The 16,000-nt window shown below is 68.7% G+C and carries 14 protein-coding genes; 7 read left to right on the top strand and 7 right to left on the bottom strand.

Features of this window, described 5'->3' with window-relative positions; genetic code table 11:
• Nucleotides 1-12: 12 nt before the first annotated feature.
• On the bottom strand, nt 13-495 hold the full coding sequence (locus tag ACZ50Q_RS18740) for a winged helix-turn-helix transcriptional regulator (protein WP_464079250.1): 483 nt from the start codon (nt 493-495) through the stop codon (nt 13-15).
• Between the two features lie 142 nt (nt 496-637).
• Between ACZ50Q_RS18740 and ACZ50Q_RS18735 the strand changes: the two genes are divergently transcribed.
• Entirely contained in the window at nt 638-1,873 is a 1,236-nt protein-coding gene (locus tag ACZ50Q_RS18735; protein ID WP_464079249.1) for an MFS transporter, read from the top strand.
• A gap of 22 nt (nt 1,874-1,895) precedes the next feature.
• Here the strand turns inward: ACZ50Q_RS18735 and ACZ50Q_RS18730 are convergent, their stop codons facing one another.
• The gene (locus tag ACZ50Q_RS18730; RefSeq protein WP_464079248.1) at nt 1,896-3,665 is read right to left on the bottom strand and encodes an acyl-CoA dehydrogenase; all 1,770 of its coding nucleotides are present in this window, start codon (nt 3,663-3,665) and stop codon (nt 1,896-1,898) included.
• Nucleotides 3,666-3,738: 73 nt separating this feature from the next.
• Nucleotides 3,739-5,394 (bottom strand): acyl-CoA synthetase, encoded by a 1,656-nt coding sequence (locus ACZ50Q_RS18725; protein WP_464079247.1) that lies wholly within the window; start codon nt 5,392-5,394, stop codon nt 3,739-3,741.
• 158 nt (nt 5,395-5,552) lie between these two features.
• On the opposite strand from ACZ50Q_RS18725, the gene ACZ50Q_RS18720 reads away from it, so the two are divergent.
• The gene (locus ACZ50Q_RS18720) at nt 5,553-6,263 is read left to right on the top strand and encodes a Crp/Fnr family transcriptional regulator (protein WP_464079246.1); all 711 of its coding nucleotides are present in this window, start codon (nt 5,553-5,555) and stop codon (nt 6,261-6,263) included.
• 6 nt (nt 6,264-6,269) lie between these two features.
• Here ACZ50Q_RS18720 and ACZ50Q_RS18715 read toward each other — a convergent pair whose 3' ends face one another.
• Nucleotides 6,270-6,980, bottom strand: a complete 711-nt coding sequence (locus ACZ50Q_RS18715) for an aspartate/glutamate racemase family protein (protein WP_076521572.1) — start codon at nt 6,978-6,980, stop codon at nt 6,270-6,272.
• A 267-nt stretch (nt 6,981-7,247) separates the two neighbouring features.
• Between ACZ50Q_RS18715 and ACZ50Q_RS18710 the strand changes: the two genes are divergently transcribed.
• Together ACZ50Q_RS18710 and ACZ50Q_RS18705 are read left to right on the top strand one after the other, a co-directional pair.
• Nucleotides 7,248-9,533, top strand: coding sequence for a nitric-oxide reductase large subunit (locus ACZ50Q_RS18710; RefSeq protein ID WP_464079245.1), 2,286 nt, complete (start codon nt 7,248-7,250; stop codon nt 9,531-9,533).
• A gap of 189 nt (nt 9,534-9,722) precedes the next feature.
• Complete coding sequence (locus ACZ50Q_RS18705; protein ID WP_464079244.1) at nt 9,723-10,463, top strand: SUMF1/EgtB/PvdO family nonheme iron enzyme; 741 nt, start codon at nt 9,723-9,725, stop codon at nt 10,461-10,463.
• On the opposite strand, the gene ACZ50Q_RS18700 is transcribed toward ACZ50Q_RS18705, so the two are convergent.
• Nucleotides 10,460-11,224, bottom strand: a complete 765-nt coding sequence (locus ACZ50Q_RS18700) for a Crp/Fnr family transcriptional regulator (RefSeq protein ID WP_464079243.1) — start codon at nt 11,222-11,224, stop codon at nt 10,460-10,462. The two genes, ACZ50Q_RS18705 and ACZ50Q_RS18700, sit on opposite strands and share 4 nt — an antisense overlap.
• A 189-nt stretch (nt 11,225-11,413) precedes the next feature.
• On the opposite strand from ACZ50Q_RS18700, the gene nirK reads away from it, so the two are divergent.
• Together nirK and ACZ50Q_RS18690 are read left to right on the top strand one after the other, a co-directional pair.
• On the top strand, nt 11,414-12,496 hold the full coding sequence (gene nirK / locus ACZ50Q_RS18695) for a copper-containing nitrite reductase (RefSeq protein ID WP_464079242.1): 1,083 nt from the start codon (nt 11,414-11,416) through the stop codon (nt 12,494-12,496).
• Nucleotides 12,497-12,567: 71 nt separating this feature from the next.
• On the top strand, nt 12,568-12,894 hold the full coding sequence (locus ACZ50Q_RS18690) for a c-type cytochrome (protein ID WP_464079241.1): 327 nt from the start codon (nt 12,568-12,570) through the stop codon (nt 12,892-12,894).
• Between the two features lie 32 nt (nt 12,895-12,926).
• Here the strand turns inward: ACZ50Q_RS18690 and ACZ50Q_RS18685 are convergent, their stop codons facing one another.
• The gene (locus ACZ50Q_RS18685) at nt 12,927-13,550 is read right to left on the bottom strand and encodes a LysE family translocator (protein ID WP_076521566.1); all 624 of its coding nucleotides are present in this window, start codon (nt 13,548-13,550) and stop codon (nt 12,927-12,929) included.
• 233 nt (nt 13,551-13,783) lie between these two features.
• Between ACZ50Q_RS18685 and gorA the strand changes: the two genes are divergently transcribed.
• Nucleotides 13,784-15,142, top strand: coding sequence for a glutathione-disulfide reductase (gene gorA, locus ACZ50Q_RS18680; RefSeq protein WP_464079240.1), 1,359 nt, complete (start codon nt 13,784-13,786; stop codon nt 15,140-15,142).
• Nucleotides 15,143-15,146: 4 nt separating this feature from the next.
• Here gorA and ACZ50Q_RS18675 read toward each other — a convergent pair whose 3' ends face one another.
• Nucleotides 15,147-15,974, bottom strand: coding sequence for a DUF72 domain-containing protein (locus ACZ50Q_RS18675; RefSeq protein WP_464079239.1), 828 nt, complete (start codon nt 15,972-15,974; stop codon nt 15,147-15,149).
• Between the last annotated feature and the right edge of the window lie 26 nt (nt 15,975-16,000).

Genomic DNA, 16,000 nt, shown 5'->3' with positions numbered 1-16,000 from the left:
CGGCCCTGCGCATCAGCGTGCGGCGCCGCCCTGCGGATCCGGTGCGGACGGCGCCACCTTGCGCACGACCGTGTCGCCCGGCGCCAGCACGCGGCCGTCCTGCGCGCGGATCTCCAGGCGCCGCACCGGCTGGCCGCGCTGGCGGTCGATGAGGGCCGAATGCGCTTCGTCAGGGCCGTAGTAATGGTCTTCGCCCCATTGGCGCAGCCCCACGATCACCGGAAACAGCGCCTCGCCCTTACTGGAGAGCACGTACTCCTGGTAGGCGCTTCCGTCCGAGGCGGGCGCGACCTGCAGGATTCCGTGCGCGACCAGCGTGCGCAGGCGGTCGCTGAGGATGTTCTTGGCCATGCCCAGGTTCTTCTGGAATTCGCCAAAGCGGCGCAGCCCGTCGAACGCGTCGCGCACGATGAGCAGCGACCACCAGTCGCCGATGGCGTCGAGCGAGCGCGCCACGGGGCAGGCGGCGCCTTCAAGGCTGGTGCGTTTGACCATGTCGGGTTCCTTGCTGGGTCTGGGGCTGGGTCTGGGACTGGCTCTGGATCTGGGCCGGCGGCCGGTCGCGCCGGCCGAAATTTGGTTGCATTATAAAACCTAGTCGCCTAGCATTCTGGTTTCGTAATAAAACTGGATTGCCATGAAACCCTCTCCCTCGCCGGACGGCAACGCGCCCGCTATGCCCGCCCTGCTGGTCTTGCTACTGGCCGCGGCCTGCGCCCTGAGCGTGGCGAACGTGTACTACGCGCAGCCCCTGCTGGACGCCATCGGACGGGAATTCCACCTGGACGAGGCGGCAATTGGCATCGTCGTCACCGCCACCCAGATCGGCTGCGCGCTGGCCCTGTTCTTCGTGGTGCCGCTGGGCGACCTGCTGGACCGCCGCCGGCTGATGCTGTGGCAATTGGGCCTGCTGGTGCTGGCCCTGGGCGCGGTGGCGAGCGCGGCGAATCCGCCATGGCTGCTGGCGGGCATGGTGGCCCTTGGCCTGCTGGGCACCGCGATGACGCAGGGCCTGCTGGCGCTGTCCGCGGCGCTGGCGGCTCCGTCCGAGCGCGGGCGCGTCGTGGGCGCCGCGCAGGGCGGGGTGGTGATCGGCCTGCTGCTGGCGCGCACGCTGGCCGGCGTGCTGGCGGACCTGTGGGGCTGGCGCGCGGTGTACGTGGCCTCGGCCGGCCTGTCGGCGTTGCTGGCCGTGGCGCTGGCCCGCTGGCTGCCGCGGCGGCGCCTGCCCGCCGCGGGCCTGCGTTACGGCGCGCTGCTGCGCTCGGTGTTCACCTTGCTGGCGACCGAGCGCGTCCTGCGCGTGCGCGGCATGATCGCGCTGTTGATGTTCGCCGCGTTCAGCGCCTTCTGGACCGCGCTGGTGCTGCCGCTGAGCGCGCCGCCGCATGCCTTGTCGCACACCGCGGTGGGCGCGTTCGGGCTGGTGGGGGTGGTGGGCGTGCTGATGGCGGCGCGCGCCGGACGGTCGGCGGATGCCGGTCATGGCCAGCGCACCACCGCGATGGGCCTGGCGTTGCTGTGCCTGGCCTGGGTGCCCATCGCTTTCCTGGACCGCAGCCTGTGGCTGCTCGCGGTCGGCGTGCTGGCGCTGGACCTCGCCCTGCAGGCGCTGCATGTGACCAACCAGGCCATGATCTTCAGCATCAGCGCGCAGGCGCACAGCCGCCTGGTGGCGGGCTACATGTTGTTCTACGCGGTGGGCAGCGGACTGGGGTCGATCGCGGCGACGGCCGTGTACGCGCGGGCCGGCTGGCTGGGCGTCTGCGTGCTGGGCGCGGGCATCAGCGTGGCGGCCTTGCTGTTCTGGGCAGCGACGGCGCCGCGCGCGGCGCGCGCCGCCTGTCCCGCGGACGGGCGGGCGCGCACCTAGCCGGCTGCGCCCGCCGCCGAGGTTACGGCTGGACCTCGTATTCCGCCGTGCCCAGCACGACCGCCGCCATGCCGGGCGCCTGGGTCAGCTTGTGCAGGGCGTAGCACTGCGCGGTGGCGATCTTGGCGTCATGGAAGGCCGGGTCTTCGGCCCGCAGGTCCAGGCTGACGAGCAGGGCGCGGGCCATCTGCCAGCCGGCGAAGGTGGTGCCCGCCAGCAGCAGGTAGGGCACGGCGGCGCCGAACACCGCGTTGGGATTGCCGGCTGCATTGGCCAGGATGAATTCGACGGCGCTGGCCAGCGCTTCGCGCGCCTCGCGCAGCGGCTTGACCATGCGTTGGGCGGCGGGCTCGCTGCGGGCGGCGAGGTCGGCTTCGGTCTGGCGCACGGCCTCCAGCAGCGCGCGCGCGACCGCGCCGCCGTCGCGCAGGGTCTTGCGGCCGACGAGGTCGTTGGCCTGGATGGCGGTCGTGCCTTCGTAGATGGTGAGGATGCGGGCGTCGCGGTAATACTGCGCGGCGCCGGTCTCCTCGATGAACCCCATGCCGCCATGGACCTGCACGCCCAGGCTGGCGACGTCGATCGACATTTCGGTGCACCAGCCCTTGACGATGGGCACCAGGAATTCCTGGATGGCGAGGTGGCGCTTGCGCGCGTCGGCGTCCGGGCTGGCATGGGCCAGGTCGGCGTGGCCGGCGGTGACGTAGGCCAGCGCGCGGCCGGCTTCGGTCAGGGCGCGCATGGTGCCAAGCATGCGGCGCACGTCCGGATGCTGGATGATGGGCACGGCCTCGCGCGAGGAACCGTCCACCGGACGGCTCTGCACGCGGTCGGCGGCATAGGCCAGCGCGTGCTGATAGGCGCGGTCGGCGATGGCGATGCCCTGCACGCCGACGGCGTAGCGGGCGGCGTTCATCATGATGAACATCGCGTCCAGGCCGCGGTTTTCCTGGCCGACCAGATAGCCGACCGCGCCGCCCGCGTCGCCGAACTGCAGCGTGGCCGTGGGGCTGGCCTTGATGCCCAGCTTGTGTTCGATGGAGACGCACGCGACGTCGTTGCGCGCGCCCAGGGTGCCGTCTTCGTTGACCAGGAACTTGGGCACCAGGAAAAGCGAAATGCCCTTCACGCCCTCCGGCGCGTCGGGCAGCCGGGCCAGGACCAGGTGCAGGATGTTTTCGGCGAGGTCATGTTCGCCGTAGGTGATGAAAATCTTGGTGCCCGACAGTCGGTAAGTGCCGTCGCCCATCGGCTGGGCGCGGGTGCGGATCATGGCGAGGTCCGAACCCGCCTGCGGCTCGGTCAGGTTCATGGTGCCGGTCCATTGCCCGGAGATCATCGGGCCGATGAAGCGCTGGCGCAATTCGGGCGAGCCGGCCGTCATCAGGGCCTCGATGGCGCCGTTGGTGAGCAGGGGGCAGAGGGCGAACGACAGGTTCGCGGCGTTCAGCATTTCGGAGCAGGGCGACCCGATCAGGCCGGGCAGTCCCTGGCCGCCGTATTCCACGGGGTGGGTCATGCCCTGCCAGCCGGCGTCGGCGTACTGGCGAAACGCCTGCTTGAAGCCGGGCGCGGTGGTGACCGCGCCGTCGTGCCAGGCGCTGGGCTCGCGGTCCGCGGGGTGGTTCAGCGGCGCCAGCACCTCGGCGGCGAAGTGGGCGGACTCTTCCAGCACGGCTTGCGCGGTGTCGGGCGTGGCTTCCTCGAAGCCGGGCAGGGCGGCCACCTGGGGCAGGCCGGCCAGGTGGTTCATCACGAACAGCATGTCTTTCACGGGGGCTTGGTACGTCATGGCGTAAGCGCTCCTGGATTCAGCGGGTAATTTTTCAGCGAGTGATCGTAGGAAAGGGGCAAGGGCCAGCGGGTCAGTCCGGCTTGCCGGGCTTGGCCACGTCGATCGCCGACGTGGCGCCGACGGCGGCGCGCAGCTCGAACTTCTGGATCTTGCCGGTGGACGTCTTGGGCAATTCGCCAAAGCGCACCGCGCGCGGCACCTTGAAGCCGGGCAGCAGCAGCTTGCAATGCGCGATGATTTCGTCGGCGGTGGCGGTGCAGCCGGGTTTGAGCTCGACGAAGGCGCAGGGCGTCTCGCCCCATTTGGGGTCCGGCATGGCCACCACGGCGACGGCGGCCACAGCCGGATGCCGGTACAGCGCGTCCTCGACCTCGATGCTGGAGATGTTCTCGCCGCCCGAGATGATGATGTCCTTGCTGCGGTCCTTGATGCGGACATAGCCGTCGGCCGTCATCACGCCCAGGTCCCCGGTATGGAACCAGCCGCCGGCGAAGGCGTCCTCGGTCGCGCGTTCGTTCTTCAGGTAGCCCTTCATGCAGATGTTGCCGCGGAACATGACCTCGCCGATGGTGGCTTCGTCGGCCGGCACCTCCTGCATGGATTCAGGATCGCGCACCGATACGCCGGCCTGCAGGTGATAGCGCACGCCCTGGCGCGCGGTCAGCAGCGCGCGGCGTTCGGGGTCGAGCGCGTCCCAGGCGTCCTGGTGGGCGCACACGGCGGCCGGGCCGTAGACTTCGGTCAGGCCGTACACGTGGGTCAGCTCAAAGCCGATCTCGCGCATCTTGTCGATGACCGCGGGCGCGGGGGCGGCGCCCGCCACCATGGTGCGCACGGTATGCGCGATGCCCGCGCGCATCTCGGCCGGCGCGTTGGCAAGCGCGCTCTGCACGATGGGCGCGCCGCAATAATGCGTGACGCCTTCGTCGCGGATCAGGTCGAACACCGTCTTGGGGTCGAACTTGCGCAGGCATACGTTCACGCCCGCGCGCGCGGCGACCGTCCACGCGAAGCACCAGCCGTTGCAATGGAACAGGGGCAGCGTCCACAGATAGACGGGGTGCTTGGGCATGTCCCATTCGAGGATGTTGCTCAGCGCGTTCAGGTAGGCGCCGCGATAGTGGTAGACGACGCCCTTGGGATCGCCCGTGGTGCCGGACGTGTAGTTCAGGGCGATGGCATCCCATTCGTCGGCGGGCGGCTTCCAGTCGAAGGCGGCCGGGGCGGCGGCCAGGAAGTCCTCGTAGTCGGTGGCGCCGGGCAGGGTGGCGGGGGCGCCGTCCAGGTCGTGGACCGAAATGACCTTGAGATGCGGAAACTCTGCCCGGGCGCGCTGGGCGAGGTCGGCGTATTCGGTGTCGACGATCAGCGCGCGGGCTTCGCCGTGGCCCAGCATGAACAGCACGCTGGGCGTGTCCAGGCGGGTGTTCAGCGTGTTGAGCACGGCGCCCAGCATGGGGACGCCGAAGTGCGCCTCGACCATGGCCGGAATGTTGGGCAGCATGACGGCGACCGTGTCGCCGCGCTGGATGCCGGCCTGCGCCAGCGCGCCGGCCAGGCGCTGCGCGCGTTCGTAGGTCTGGGCCCAGGTGCGGCGGACCTTGCCGTGGACGATGGCCAGCCGGTGGCCGTAGACCTGCGCGGCCCGGGCGATGAAATCCACGGGGGTCAGGGCTTCGTAATTGGCCTCGCGGCGCGCAAGGCCGTGGTCGAACATGCCGGTCATGCTTGGTCTCCAATTGGGGCGCGTACGCCTCTTATGTGTCTGCGGGGAAGTTTGATCCCCGTCGCTTGCCCTAGCTTATGGCCCGCCGGAAAATGGCGTCTGTCGCCTGCGCGACAGACGGCCGGCCGCGCACCCCCCAGTTTTACACGGTTCTTCCCATGTCCGATGTTTCAAACACAGTTTCCTCCGACGAACTGCCGGGGCTCTTTCGCGCCTGTCGCTGGTTCGGCGCCCTGGACGCGGCGCACCAGGACCTGGTGCTGGCGACCTCGCGCGCCGAACACGTGGGCAGCGGGGCGTGGATCGCGCGGCGCAACGCGCCGTCGGACTACTGGCTCGGGGTGAGCAAGGGGCTGCTGAAACTGGCGATCTACAACGAATCGGGCCGCAGCTGCACGTTTTCGGGGGTGCCGCCGGGCGGTTGGTTCGGCGAGGGTAGCGTCATCAAGCGCGAGCTGCGCAAATACGATGTAGTGGCGATCCAGCCGTCGTTGGTGATGCTGGTGCCGGCCGCCACGTTCCATGGGCTGCTGTCGGCAAGCCTGCCCTTTTCGCATTTCGTCATCGGCCAATTGAACGACCGCATGGGCGAGTTCATCGCGTCCATCCAGAACCACCGCCTGCTGGATGCCGACGCGCGGGTGGCGCAGTCGCTGGCGCAATTGTTCAACCCGCAGCTGTATCCGTCCACCGACCTGACCCTGGCGATCTCGCAGGAAGAGCTGGGCTATCTGACCGGCCTGTCGCGCCAGCGGGTCAACCAGGCCCTGCAGACCCTGGCCGACCTGGGCATCCTGGCGCTGGCCTACAACCAGATCCAGGTGCGGGACCTGGCCCGCCTGCGTCAGTACGGGCTGGACCAGATCTGAGCGGCGTCAGGGCGTCCGGCCGTTGATCGCGCGATCCAGCGCGGCGCGCGCCAGGATGCGGGTCGAATCCAGCGTGGGCAGGGCGCAGTTGTTGTCGTTCAGCACCAGCGGCAGTTCGGTGCAGCCCAGCACGACGGCGTCGCAGCCGTCGTCTTTCAGCCGGTCGACGATGCCCTGCAGCCGCGCCACCGACGCCGGCTCGAATACGCCGTAGACCAGCTCGTCCATGATGATGCGGCCGAGCAACTGGCGGTCTTCCTGCGCGGGGCGCGCGTAGTCCAGGCCCCGTTCGCCCAGCTTGCCGGGGTAGACGCCGCTGTCCACCAGCCAGTGCGTGCCCAGGATGCCGATCCGCCGGTAGCCGCGCGCCGACGCCACGGCGGCCACTTCGGCCGCGATGTGCAGCCAGGGCCGCGGCGCGTGCGCCACGATGCGGTCCAGCGCCTGGTGGATGGTGTTGTCCGGGCAGATCAGGAAATCCGCGCCGGCGCGCGCCAGCTTGTCGGCGGACGACAGCATCAGGGCGGCCACGCCGTCCAGGTCGCCCCGGTCCAGGCAGGCCACGTAATCGGCCAGCGAATGCGTGTGCAGCGAAATCTCGGGGTGGGCGTGCGGGCCCATGCGGCGCGCGCCTTCGGCGCACAGGGTGCGGTAGCAGAGCGCGGCGCCCTCGGCGGAGCAGGCGACGATTCCGATGTGCAGCGGCGCGGTGTTCATCCGGGCGATTCCTCGCGTGTGGGGCGGGCGGTGGGACCAGGGCGTAGGGCGGGCAGATGCCACGCCCATTGTAGTGATGGCAAGGGGATGGGGGCCGGCGCCGCGCGGTGGAATTCACCCCGTGATGGTGATTTATACCTGCCGGCGCCACAGTAAAAAACACCACGCCCTTCACAGTGCATTGATTCCGAACGGTTTTTTTCTGGCATGGATTTCGCATGGGGACAGGTACCCCAACCAACCGCAACACAGGAGGGCGTTCCCATCATGGGTCCGTATCGGAAATTATGGTTCACGCTGATCGCCGTGGTGGCGATCACCTTTGCACTGCTCGGCTTCTACGGCGGCGAGGTCTACCGGCAGGCGCCGCCCATTCCCGGCCACGTGGTGACGTCCGACGGCCGTGCGCTGTTCGGCCGCGACGACATCCTGGATGGGCAGACCGCCTGGCAATCCGTCGGGGGCATGCAGCTCGGTTCGATCTGGGGCCACGGCGCGTATCAGGCGCCCGACTGGACGGCCGACTGGCTGCATCGCGAGTTGACGGCCTGGCTGGACCTGGCCGCGCGCGACGAGCACGGCCAGGCCTATGCGCAGCTTCCCGCGCCGCAGCAGGCCGCGCTGCGTGAAGCGCTCAAGGCCGAGTACCGCGCCAACCGCAGCGACGCCGCGACCGACACGCTGACGATCACGCCGCGCCGCGCAACAGCCATCGAGCAGACCGCGGCCTACTACGACCAGTTGTTCTCCGACGCGCCGGCCTTGCACGGCAGCCGCGAGAGCTTCGCCATGAAGGAGAACACGCTGCCCGACGCCGCGCGCCGCACGCAGCTCACGCGCTTTTTCTTCTGGACGGCCTGGGCCGCGGCGACCGAACGCGAAGGCATGCCGGTCACCTACACCAACAACTGGCCGCACGAACCGCTGATCGGCAATCAGCCCAGCGCCGAAAACGTGATGTGGTCCATCATCAGCGTCGTCGTGCTGCTGGCGGGCATCGGCTTCCTGGTCTGGGCCTGGGCCTTCCTGCGCGGCCAGGAAGAAGTGGAGCCGCAAGCGCCCGCGCGCGATCCGCTCACGGCCTTCGCCCTGACGCCCTCGCAGCGCGCCCTGGGCAAATACCTGTTCCTGGTCGTGGCGCTGTTTGGCTTCCAGGTGCTGCTGGGCGGCTTCACCGCGCACTACACGGTTGAAGGACAGAAGTTCTATGGCATGGACGTGTCCCAGTGGTTCCCGTATTCGCTGGTGCGCACCTGGCACATCCAGAGCGCGCTGTTCTGGATCGCCACCGGGTTCCTGGCCGCCGGCCTTTTCCTGGCTCCGTTGATCAACGGCGGACGCGATCCGAAGTTCCAGAAGGCCGGGGTCGACATCCTGTTCTGGGCGCTGGTGCTGGTGGTGGTCGGCTCGTTCGCCGGCAACTATCTGGCGATCGCGCAGATCATGCCGCCCGAGCTGAACTTCTGGCTGGGCCACCAGGGCTATGAGTACGTGGACCTGGGCCGCCTGTGGCAGATCGGCAAGTTCGCGGGCATCTGCTTCTGGCTGGTGCTGATGCTGCGCGGCATCGTGCCGGCGCTGCGCACGCCCGGTGGCGACAAGAACCTGCTGGCGCTGTTGACGGCTTCGGTCGGCGCGATCGGCCTGTTCTACGGCGCCGGCTTTTTCTATGGCGAACGCACGCACCTGACCATCATGGAGTACTGGCGCTGGTGGATCGTCCACCTGTGGGTCGAAGGCTTCTTCGAAGTGTTCGCCACCACCGCGCTGGCCTTCATCTTCTCGACCTTGGGTCTCGTGTCGCGCCGCATGGCCACCACGGCCAGCCTGGCCTCGGCCTCGCTCTTCATGCTGGGCGGCATTCCCGGCACGTTCCACCACCTGTACTTCGCGGGCACGACCACGCCCGTGATGGCGGTGGGCGCCAGTTTCTCGGCGCTGGAAGTGGTGCCGCTGATCGTGCTGGGCTACGAAGCCTGGGAAAACTGGCGCCTGAAGACGCGCGCCGCCTGGATGGACAACCTGAAGTGGCCGCTGATGTGCTTCGTGGCCGTGGCCTTCTGGAACATGCTGGGCGCGGGTGTCTTCGGCTTCATGATCAACCCGCCGATCTCGCTGTATTACATCCAGGGCCTGAACACCACGCCGGTGCACGCGCACGCCGCGCTGTTCGGGGTGTACGGCTTCCTGGCGCTGGGTTTCACCCTGCTGGTGCTGCGCTACATCCGTCCGCAGTACGCGCTGAACCCCGGGCTGATGAAGCTGGCGTTCTGGGGCATGAACATCGGCCTGGTGCTGATGATCTTCACCAGCCTGTTGCCGGTGGGCCTGATCCAGTTCCATGCCAGCGTCAGCGAAGGCATGTGGTACGCCCGCAGCGAAGCCTTCATGCAGCAGGACCTGCTCAAGACCCTGCGCTGGGGCCGCACGTTTGGCGACGTGGTGTTCCTGCTGGGGGCGCTGGCCATGGTCATGCAGGTGATCCTGGGCCTGTTGAGCAGCAAGCCCGCACTGGTGGAACCGCGCCTGACGCCCAAGGCGGCGCGCGGCTGATCCGCGCACGTGGGCGACTTTGCGCCAGCGCAACGTCGCGGACCCTCGCGGCGGGTCCAATGCAAGCCAAGCCCGCGCCCGACCGGCGCGGGCGCTTCGGAGAAACTCCGCATGCGCTTCCTGCCTCTTGCCGCCATCCTTTGCTTATCGTTGACCGCATGCGGGCCCGCAGACCGGGCCCCTCTTGCCTTGCCGGACCTGACGCGGCTGCCGCCCGGCGAAGCCACCCATCAACCGCCCGGCGAGGCGCTGCGCAACGGCTATCCGGTGTCGCAGGCGCCGGTCACCACGCGCCATGCCCGCGGCGTGGCGATCATGACGCGCCAGGTCAGCCAGGCGGAATACGCGGCGTGCGTGGCCGCCGCCGCGTGCAAGCCCCTGGATGCCGCGCATCGCCAGGACGCGTCGCCCGACCTGCCGGCCACGGGCATCAGCTGGTCGGACGCCACCGCCTACGCCGCATGGCTGTCGGGCTCCACGGGCCAGCGCTATCGGCTGCCCCGTTACGCGGAATGGATCTATGCGGCGGGCGAAGCCTATCGCGAAGAGACGCTGTCCGACCCGCAGAACGGCGGCCAGGACGCGGGCGATCCCGCGCAGCGCTGGCTGGCGGAATACGAACAGCAGAGCCGCCGGGGCGGGGAGGGCGCCGATACGTCGGTGCGTCCGTTCGGCGGCTATGGCGTCAACGCGGCGGGATTGCAGGACATGGCGGGCAGCGTGTGGGACTGGACGTCGGACTGCCATTCGCTGCGCGTGCTGGATGCGCCCGCGGACGCGGCGCTCAGCCGCAACTGCGGCATCCGGGTCGCGGCGGGCCGGCATATCGCCTACCTGCCCGACTTCATCCGCGACCCCAAGAGCGGGGCCTGCTCGGTGGGTGTGCCGCCGGCGAACCTGGGGCTGCGGCTGGTGCTGGAAGAAGGCTAGCCGCGCGGCGCGGCCGCCGGCGAACCATCCCGGCACGACAGGCACGACGCGCAGTTCAACCCCGGCTGCGCGCTTTCGGACAGGCGGGCCAGCGCGGCGGGCGAACGCAGCACGATGCGTTTGCGGCCGCTGGCCACGATGCCGCGCTGCTTCCAGTCGCTGAGCAGGCGGCTGACGGTGTGCAGCGTGGTGCCGGTCATCTCGGCCACGTCCTGGCGCGTGATGGGAAAGCCGATGCCGATGCCGTCCTGCATGGGCTGGCCGGACTGCTGCACCAGCCGCAGGATCGCGCGCGCCACGCGCTGTTCGACGTCGTCGGTGGAAAGCTCCTGGATGCGCAGGTGCGCGTCCTGCAGGCGTTGGCCCATGGTCTGGAGCGCGATGGCGCCCAATTGCGGATGGCTGGCGATAAAGCCTTCCCATGCCGACGCCGGCCACGCCAGGCAGACGCTTTCCTGCACGGCCAGCACGGTGGCCGGATAACAGGACTGCCGCATCGCGCACGCCAGCCCGAACATATCGCCCGGATTGACATATCTCACGACAACTTGATCGCCTTCCGATGTAAGTTGAGTGACCTTGAGGCAGCCGTGCAGCAACACGAAGAAGTGGGCGCCGTCGGCGCCTTGCCGGTAGGCGACTTCGCCCGCTTCAAGACGGCAGGGAACGGCGTCCCGGAGCGCGGCATCGAGCTGCGCGTCGGACAAGGGCCTGAAGACATCCAGGTTGCGCAGCAGGGCATGGCATAAAGGCGATGGCATGGCGGTCCGCGTGTGGCCGTGGAGGAATTCCACGGTCCGATGGTGACACCTGGGGGTGGCACTGACAATGCGCGGACGGCCGCAGGGTTATCCCGAATTTGCGCTACGACAAAGAACGCATTGGCCCGCGGTTCTTCAATGGGGCTGCCGACAGACTCGGCGTTGAAGAAACCGAAAGAGGAGTAGCACATGAACGCGTTGCGCCCCACCTTGCTTGCCGCCGCCCTGGTTCTCACGATGGCCGGAGGTCTGGCCCACGCCCAGGATGCCGACACGCTGCCGCGCGCCAAGGTCACGCTGGTTGCCCCGCCCATGGTCCACCCGCATGAGCAGGTGGCCAAGTCCGGCCCCAAGGTCGTCGAATTCACCATGACCATCGAGGAAAAGAAGATGGTCATCGACGGCAAGGGCACCACCCTGCAGGCCATGACCTTCAACGGCTCCATGCCCGGCCCGACGATGGTCGTGCACGAGGGCGATTACGTAGAGCTGACCCTGGTCAATCCCAAGTCCAACGCCATGCCGCACAACGTGGACTTCCATGCCGCGACGGGCGCGCTGGGCGGCGCCAAGCTCACCAACGTGAATCCCGGTGAACAGGCCACGATGCGCTTCAAGGCCGACCGCGCCGGCACCTTCGTCTATCACTGTGCCCCGGAAGGCATGGTGCCCTGGCACGTGGTGTCCGGCATGAGCGGCACGATCATGGTGCTGCCGCGCGAGGGCCTGAAAGACCCGCAGGGCAAGCCGCTGCACTACGACCGCGTCTACACGATCGGCGAATTCGATCTGTATATCCCGAAGGACGCCAACGGCAAGTACAAGGATTTCGCGACCCTGGCCGAGAGCTATGGCGACACGGTCGAAGTCATGCGCAAGCTGACCCCGTCCCACATCGTCTTCAATGGCAAGGTCGGCGCGCTGACCGGCGACAACGCGCTGACCGCCAAGGTCGGCGAAACCGTGCTGCTGATCCATTCGCAGGCCAACCGCGACACGCGTCCGCACCTGATCGGCGGCCATGGCGACTGGGTCTGGGAAACCGGCAAGTTCAACAATCCGCCCGAAAAGGACCTGGAAACCTGGTTCATCCGCGGCGGATCGGCCGGCGCCGCGCTCTACACCTTCAAGCAGCCGGGCGTGTACGCGTACCTGAACCACAACCTGATCGAAGCCTTCGAGCTGGGCGCGGCGGGGCACATCAAGGTCGAGGGCAAGTGGAATGACGACCTGATGAAGCAGATCAAGGCGCCGGGTCCGATCCCGCGCTGATCGACGCCGGGCAGGGCGCGCGCCGCGCGCCTTGCCGCTTCATTCCCACCCCGTAGACGAGAACCCCAGCCATGCTTCACTTTGCCCGACTTGCATTCGCCCTGGCCCTGGCCAGCCTGCCCGCGCAACAGGCGTCGGCGGACACCCCGGCCGCCGTCAACCCCGCCGGCGAAAAGCTCTACAAATCGGCCTGCGTCGTCTGCCATGCCAGCGGCGTGGCCAACGCGCCCAAGCTGGGCGACAAAGCGGCCTGGACGCCGTTCCTGGCGCAAGGCCCGGATGCGCTCATGGTCACCGTGCTGAAAGGCAAGGGCGCCATGCCGCCCCGCGGCGGCTCGGCCGCCGACGAGGCGACGCTGCGCGCCGCGGTGGAATACATGATGGCCGCGGCGCGGTAGCGCGACAGCGCTCCGGCGGCGCCTTGGCTGCGCTAGGCGCGGCGGGCCAGCATGGCCCAGATGCCGGCGGCCGACAGCAGCGCGCCGCCGCCCAGATTGAAGCCGCGCTGCGCGCGCGGCGACGCCAGCATGCGCCGGGCCGAGCCTGCGAACACGGCGTAGGCGGCGGCGTTGATGCCGGCACAGGCGACAAAGGTCGCCGACAGCATCCAGAGCTGCCGCGTCACGTCGCCCGCTGGGTCGATGAATTGCGGCAGGAAAGCCACGAAGAAGATCATGCCCTTGGGGTTCAGCGCGGTGACCAGGTAGGTGTTGGCGAACAGCTTCCAGCGCGATCCCGTGGCCGTCGCCGCGGGCAGCGTGGCCGGCGAGACGCCGGCGCGCAGCAGCCGGTAGCCGAGGTACAGCAGATACAGCCCGCCGACGGTCTTGACCACCGTGAACCAGAACGCCGAGGCGGCGAGCAGCGCGCCCAGTCCCAGCAGCGACAGCACCAGCGCGGTCGAATCGCCCAGCGCCACGGCCAGCACCAGCGGCAGGCGGGCGCGCTTGCCGTGGGTGAGCGAATAGCTGATGACGGTGAGGATGGTGGGGCCAGGCAGCATGACGAGCAGCGCCGAGGCGCCCAGGAAGGCCAGCCAGGTTTCGAGAGACATGGGATGCGCTCCGGATGAAGTGCCGGCCTGCGGGGCCGGCTGCGCCCACTGTATCCCAACCTTCGCCGCGTGGAAACCGGGCGGACGGCAGGGCGCGACCGGTGGCGCGTGCGATGGCTGGGCGCGGCGGGCGGACGCGATGAGGCGGAGCCGGCGGCCCGGGACGCAGTGGTGTTAAATACAGCTTTCCCGGACAGTGAACGCCGGCCGCCAGGCCGCGCGAAGGAAACGACATGGCATTTGATTTTGATCTGTTTGTGATCGGCGCGGGCTCCGGCGGCGTCCGCGCGGCGCGCTTTTCGGCCAGCTTCGGCGCGCGCGTGGCGGTGGCCGAAAGCCGCTACCTGGGAGGCACGTGCGTGAACGTGGGCTGTGTGCCCAAGAAGCTGCTGGTCTACGGCGCGCACTACAGCGAAGACTTCGAGCAGGCGCACGGCTTCGGCTGGTCCGCCCAGGCGCCGAAGTTCGACTGGCCCACGCTGATCGCCAACAAGAACCGCGAGATCGAACGCCTGAACGGCATCTACCGCAACCTGCTGGTCAACAGCGGCGTGACGCTGCTGGAAGGCCACGCCCGCATCGTCGATCCGCACAAGGTCGAGATCAACGGCAAGACCTACAGCGCCGCGCACATCCTGGTGGCGACGGGCGGCTGGCCCCAGGTGCCCGACATCCCGGGCAAGGAACACGCCATCACCTCCAACGAGGCCTTCTTCCTGAAGGAGTTGCCGCGCCGCGTGCTGGTGGTGGGCGGGGGCTACATCGCCGTGGAGTTCGCGTCCATTTTCAACGGCATGGGCGCGCAGACCGTGCAGTCCTACCGCGGCCCGCTGTTCCTGCGCGGCTTTGACCTGGGCGTGCGCGAGCACCTGCGCGACGAGCTCACCAAGAAAGGCATCGACCTGCGCATGAACACCGAGGTCGTGCGCATCGACAAGCGCGAGGACGGCACGCTGGCCGCCACCTGCAAGGACGGGGCCGTCATCGAGACCGACTGCGTGTTCTACGCCACGGGCCGCCGCCCCATGCTCGACAACCTGGGGCTGGAAAACACCGGCGTCAAGCTGCGCGAGGATGGCTTCATCGAGGTCGATGACGAATACCGGACGGCCGAACCGTCCATCCTCGCCATCGGCGACGTGATCGGCCGCGTGCCGCTTACGCCCGTGGCGCTGGCAGAAGGCATGGCCGTGGCGCGGCGCCTGTTCCGTCCGCAGGAATACCGCACGGTGGACTACAAGCTGATCCCCACCGCGGTGTTCAGCCTGCCCAACATCGGCACGGTCGGCATGACGACCGAAGAGGCGCGCGAAGCCGGCTACGAACTGCAGCTCTTCGAAAGCCGCTTCCGGCCCATGAAGCTGACGCTGACCGAATCGCAGGAACGCACGCTGATGAAGGTGATCGTCGACGCGCAGACCGACCGGGTGCTGGGCGTGCACATGGTCGGTCCGGACGCGGGCGAGATCGTGCAGGGCCTTGCGGTGGCGCTGAAGGCGGGCGCGACCAAGGCGGTGTTTGACGACACCATCGGCATCCATCCGACGGCGGCCGAAGAGTTCGTGACGATGCGCACGCCGGTGGCGCAGTAAGCCTTTACAGCCGCTCGATCAGGGCGCGCGCCGCCGCCGGCGCGCGTTCCTTGGCCCCGTTGATGAAATACGCATAGACGTCCCGCGGCCGCGCCTTGGCGGTCTTCGCGGGCTCACCGGCGTGCGGCAGGCCGTCCGGGTCCGCACCGGCCGACCACGCGCGCAGCCGGTCGGCCCAGGCGTCCAGCGCCTTGGGCGCATAGCCCGCCTTGAACCTCGCGCTGGCGCGCATCAGCCGCGCATACACGAAGTCGCCCGTCTGGTCGGCCAGGGAAGGGTAGTCGTCGCTGTCGGTATGGACGGTTGCGGCGCGGTGCTTGCGCGCCAGTTCCACGTATTCCTCGCAGGCGAAGCTGGGATGGCGCACGTCCAGCGCATGGCGCAGGGGCAGGCCCTCGATGCTGTCCGGCAGCAATGCCAGGAAGGCGCCGAAGTCCCGCGGGTCGAACGGCTTGGTCGGGGCGAACTGCCAGACGATGGGGCCGAGCTTCGGGCCCAGTTCGGCGATGCCGCTCTTGACGAAGCGGTCGATGGATTCCTTGGCGCCCGCCAGTTCGCGGCGGTTGGTTGCGTAGCGCGAGGCCTTGAGCGTAAACACGAAATCGTCCGGCGTGTCGTCGCGCCACTTGGCGAAGGTGGCGGGTTTCTGGGTGCCGTAGTAGGTGCCGTTGATTTCGATGGCGGTCAATTGCCGGCTGGCGTATTCCAGCTCGCGCGCGTGCGGCAGGTCTTCGGGGTAGAAAGCGCCGCGCCACGGCTCGTAGGTCCAGCCGCCTATGCCGACGCGGATCGCGGCGGGGCGGGCTTCCGGGGACGAATGGCGTTTCGGCATGCCGGGGCTCCATCGGGGTGAACGAC

This window comes from Achromobacter sp. T5-5 (assembly GCF_055397965.1).
This window is presented reverse-complemented; position numbering and strand designations above follow the sequence as displayed.

Coding starts and splice junctions, on each gene's coding strand:
- ACZ50Q_RS18690 (WP_464079241.1), top strand. CDS start 12,568: ATGCTTCACTTTGCCCGACTTGCATTCGCCCTGGCCCTGGCCAGCCTG.
- ACZ50Q_RS18675 (WP_464079239.1), bottom strand. CDS start 15,974: ATGCCGAAACGCCATTCGTCCCCGGAAGCCCGCCCCGCCGCGATCCGC.
- ACZ50Q_RS18730 (WP_464079248.1), bottom strand. CDS start 3,665: ATGACGTACCAAGCCCCCGTGAAAGACATGCTGTTCGTGATGAACCAC.
- ACZ50Q_RS18720 (WP_464079246.1), top strand. CDS start 5,553: ATGTCCGATGTTTCAAACACAGTTTCCTCCGACGAACTGCCGGGGCTC.
- ACZ50Q_RS18700 (WP_464079243.1), bottom strand. CDS start 11,224: ATGCCATCGCCTTTATGCCATGCCCTGCTGCGCAACCTGGATGTCTTC.
- ACZ50Q_RS18740 (WP_464079250.1), bottom strand. CDS start 495: ATGGTCAAACGCACCAGCCTTGAAGGCGCCGCCTGCCCCGTGGCGCGC.
- gorA (WP_464079240.1), top strand. CDS start 13,784: ATGGCATTTGATTTTGATCTGTTTGTGATCGGCGCGGGCTCCGGCGGC.
- nirK (WP_464079242.1), top strand. CDS start 11,414: ATGAACGCGTTGCGCCCCACCTTGCTTGCCGCCGCCCTGGTTCTCACG.
- ACZ50Q_RS18710 (WP_464079245.1), top strand. CDS start 7,248: ATGGGTCCGTATCGGAAATTATGGTTCACGCTGATCGCCGTGGTGGCG.
- ACZ50Q_RS18685 (WP_076521566.1), bottom strand. CDS start 13,550: ATGTCTCTCGAAACCTGGCTGGCCTTCCTGGGCGCCTCGGCGCTGCTC.
- ACZ50Q_RS18725 (WP_464079247.1), bottom strand. CDS start 5,394: ATGACCGGCATGTTCGACCACGGCCTTGCGCGCCGCGAGGCCAATTAC.
- ACZ50Q_RS18735 (WP_464079249.1), top strand. CDS start 638: ATGAAACCCTCTCCCTCGCCGGACGGCAACGCGCCCGCTATGCCCGCC.
- ACZ50Q_RS18715 (WP_076521572.1), bottom strand. CDS start 6,980: ATGAACACCGCGCCGCTGCACATCGGAATCGTCGCCTGCTCCGCCGAG.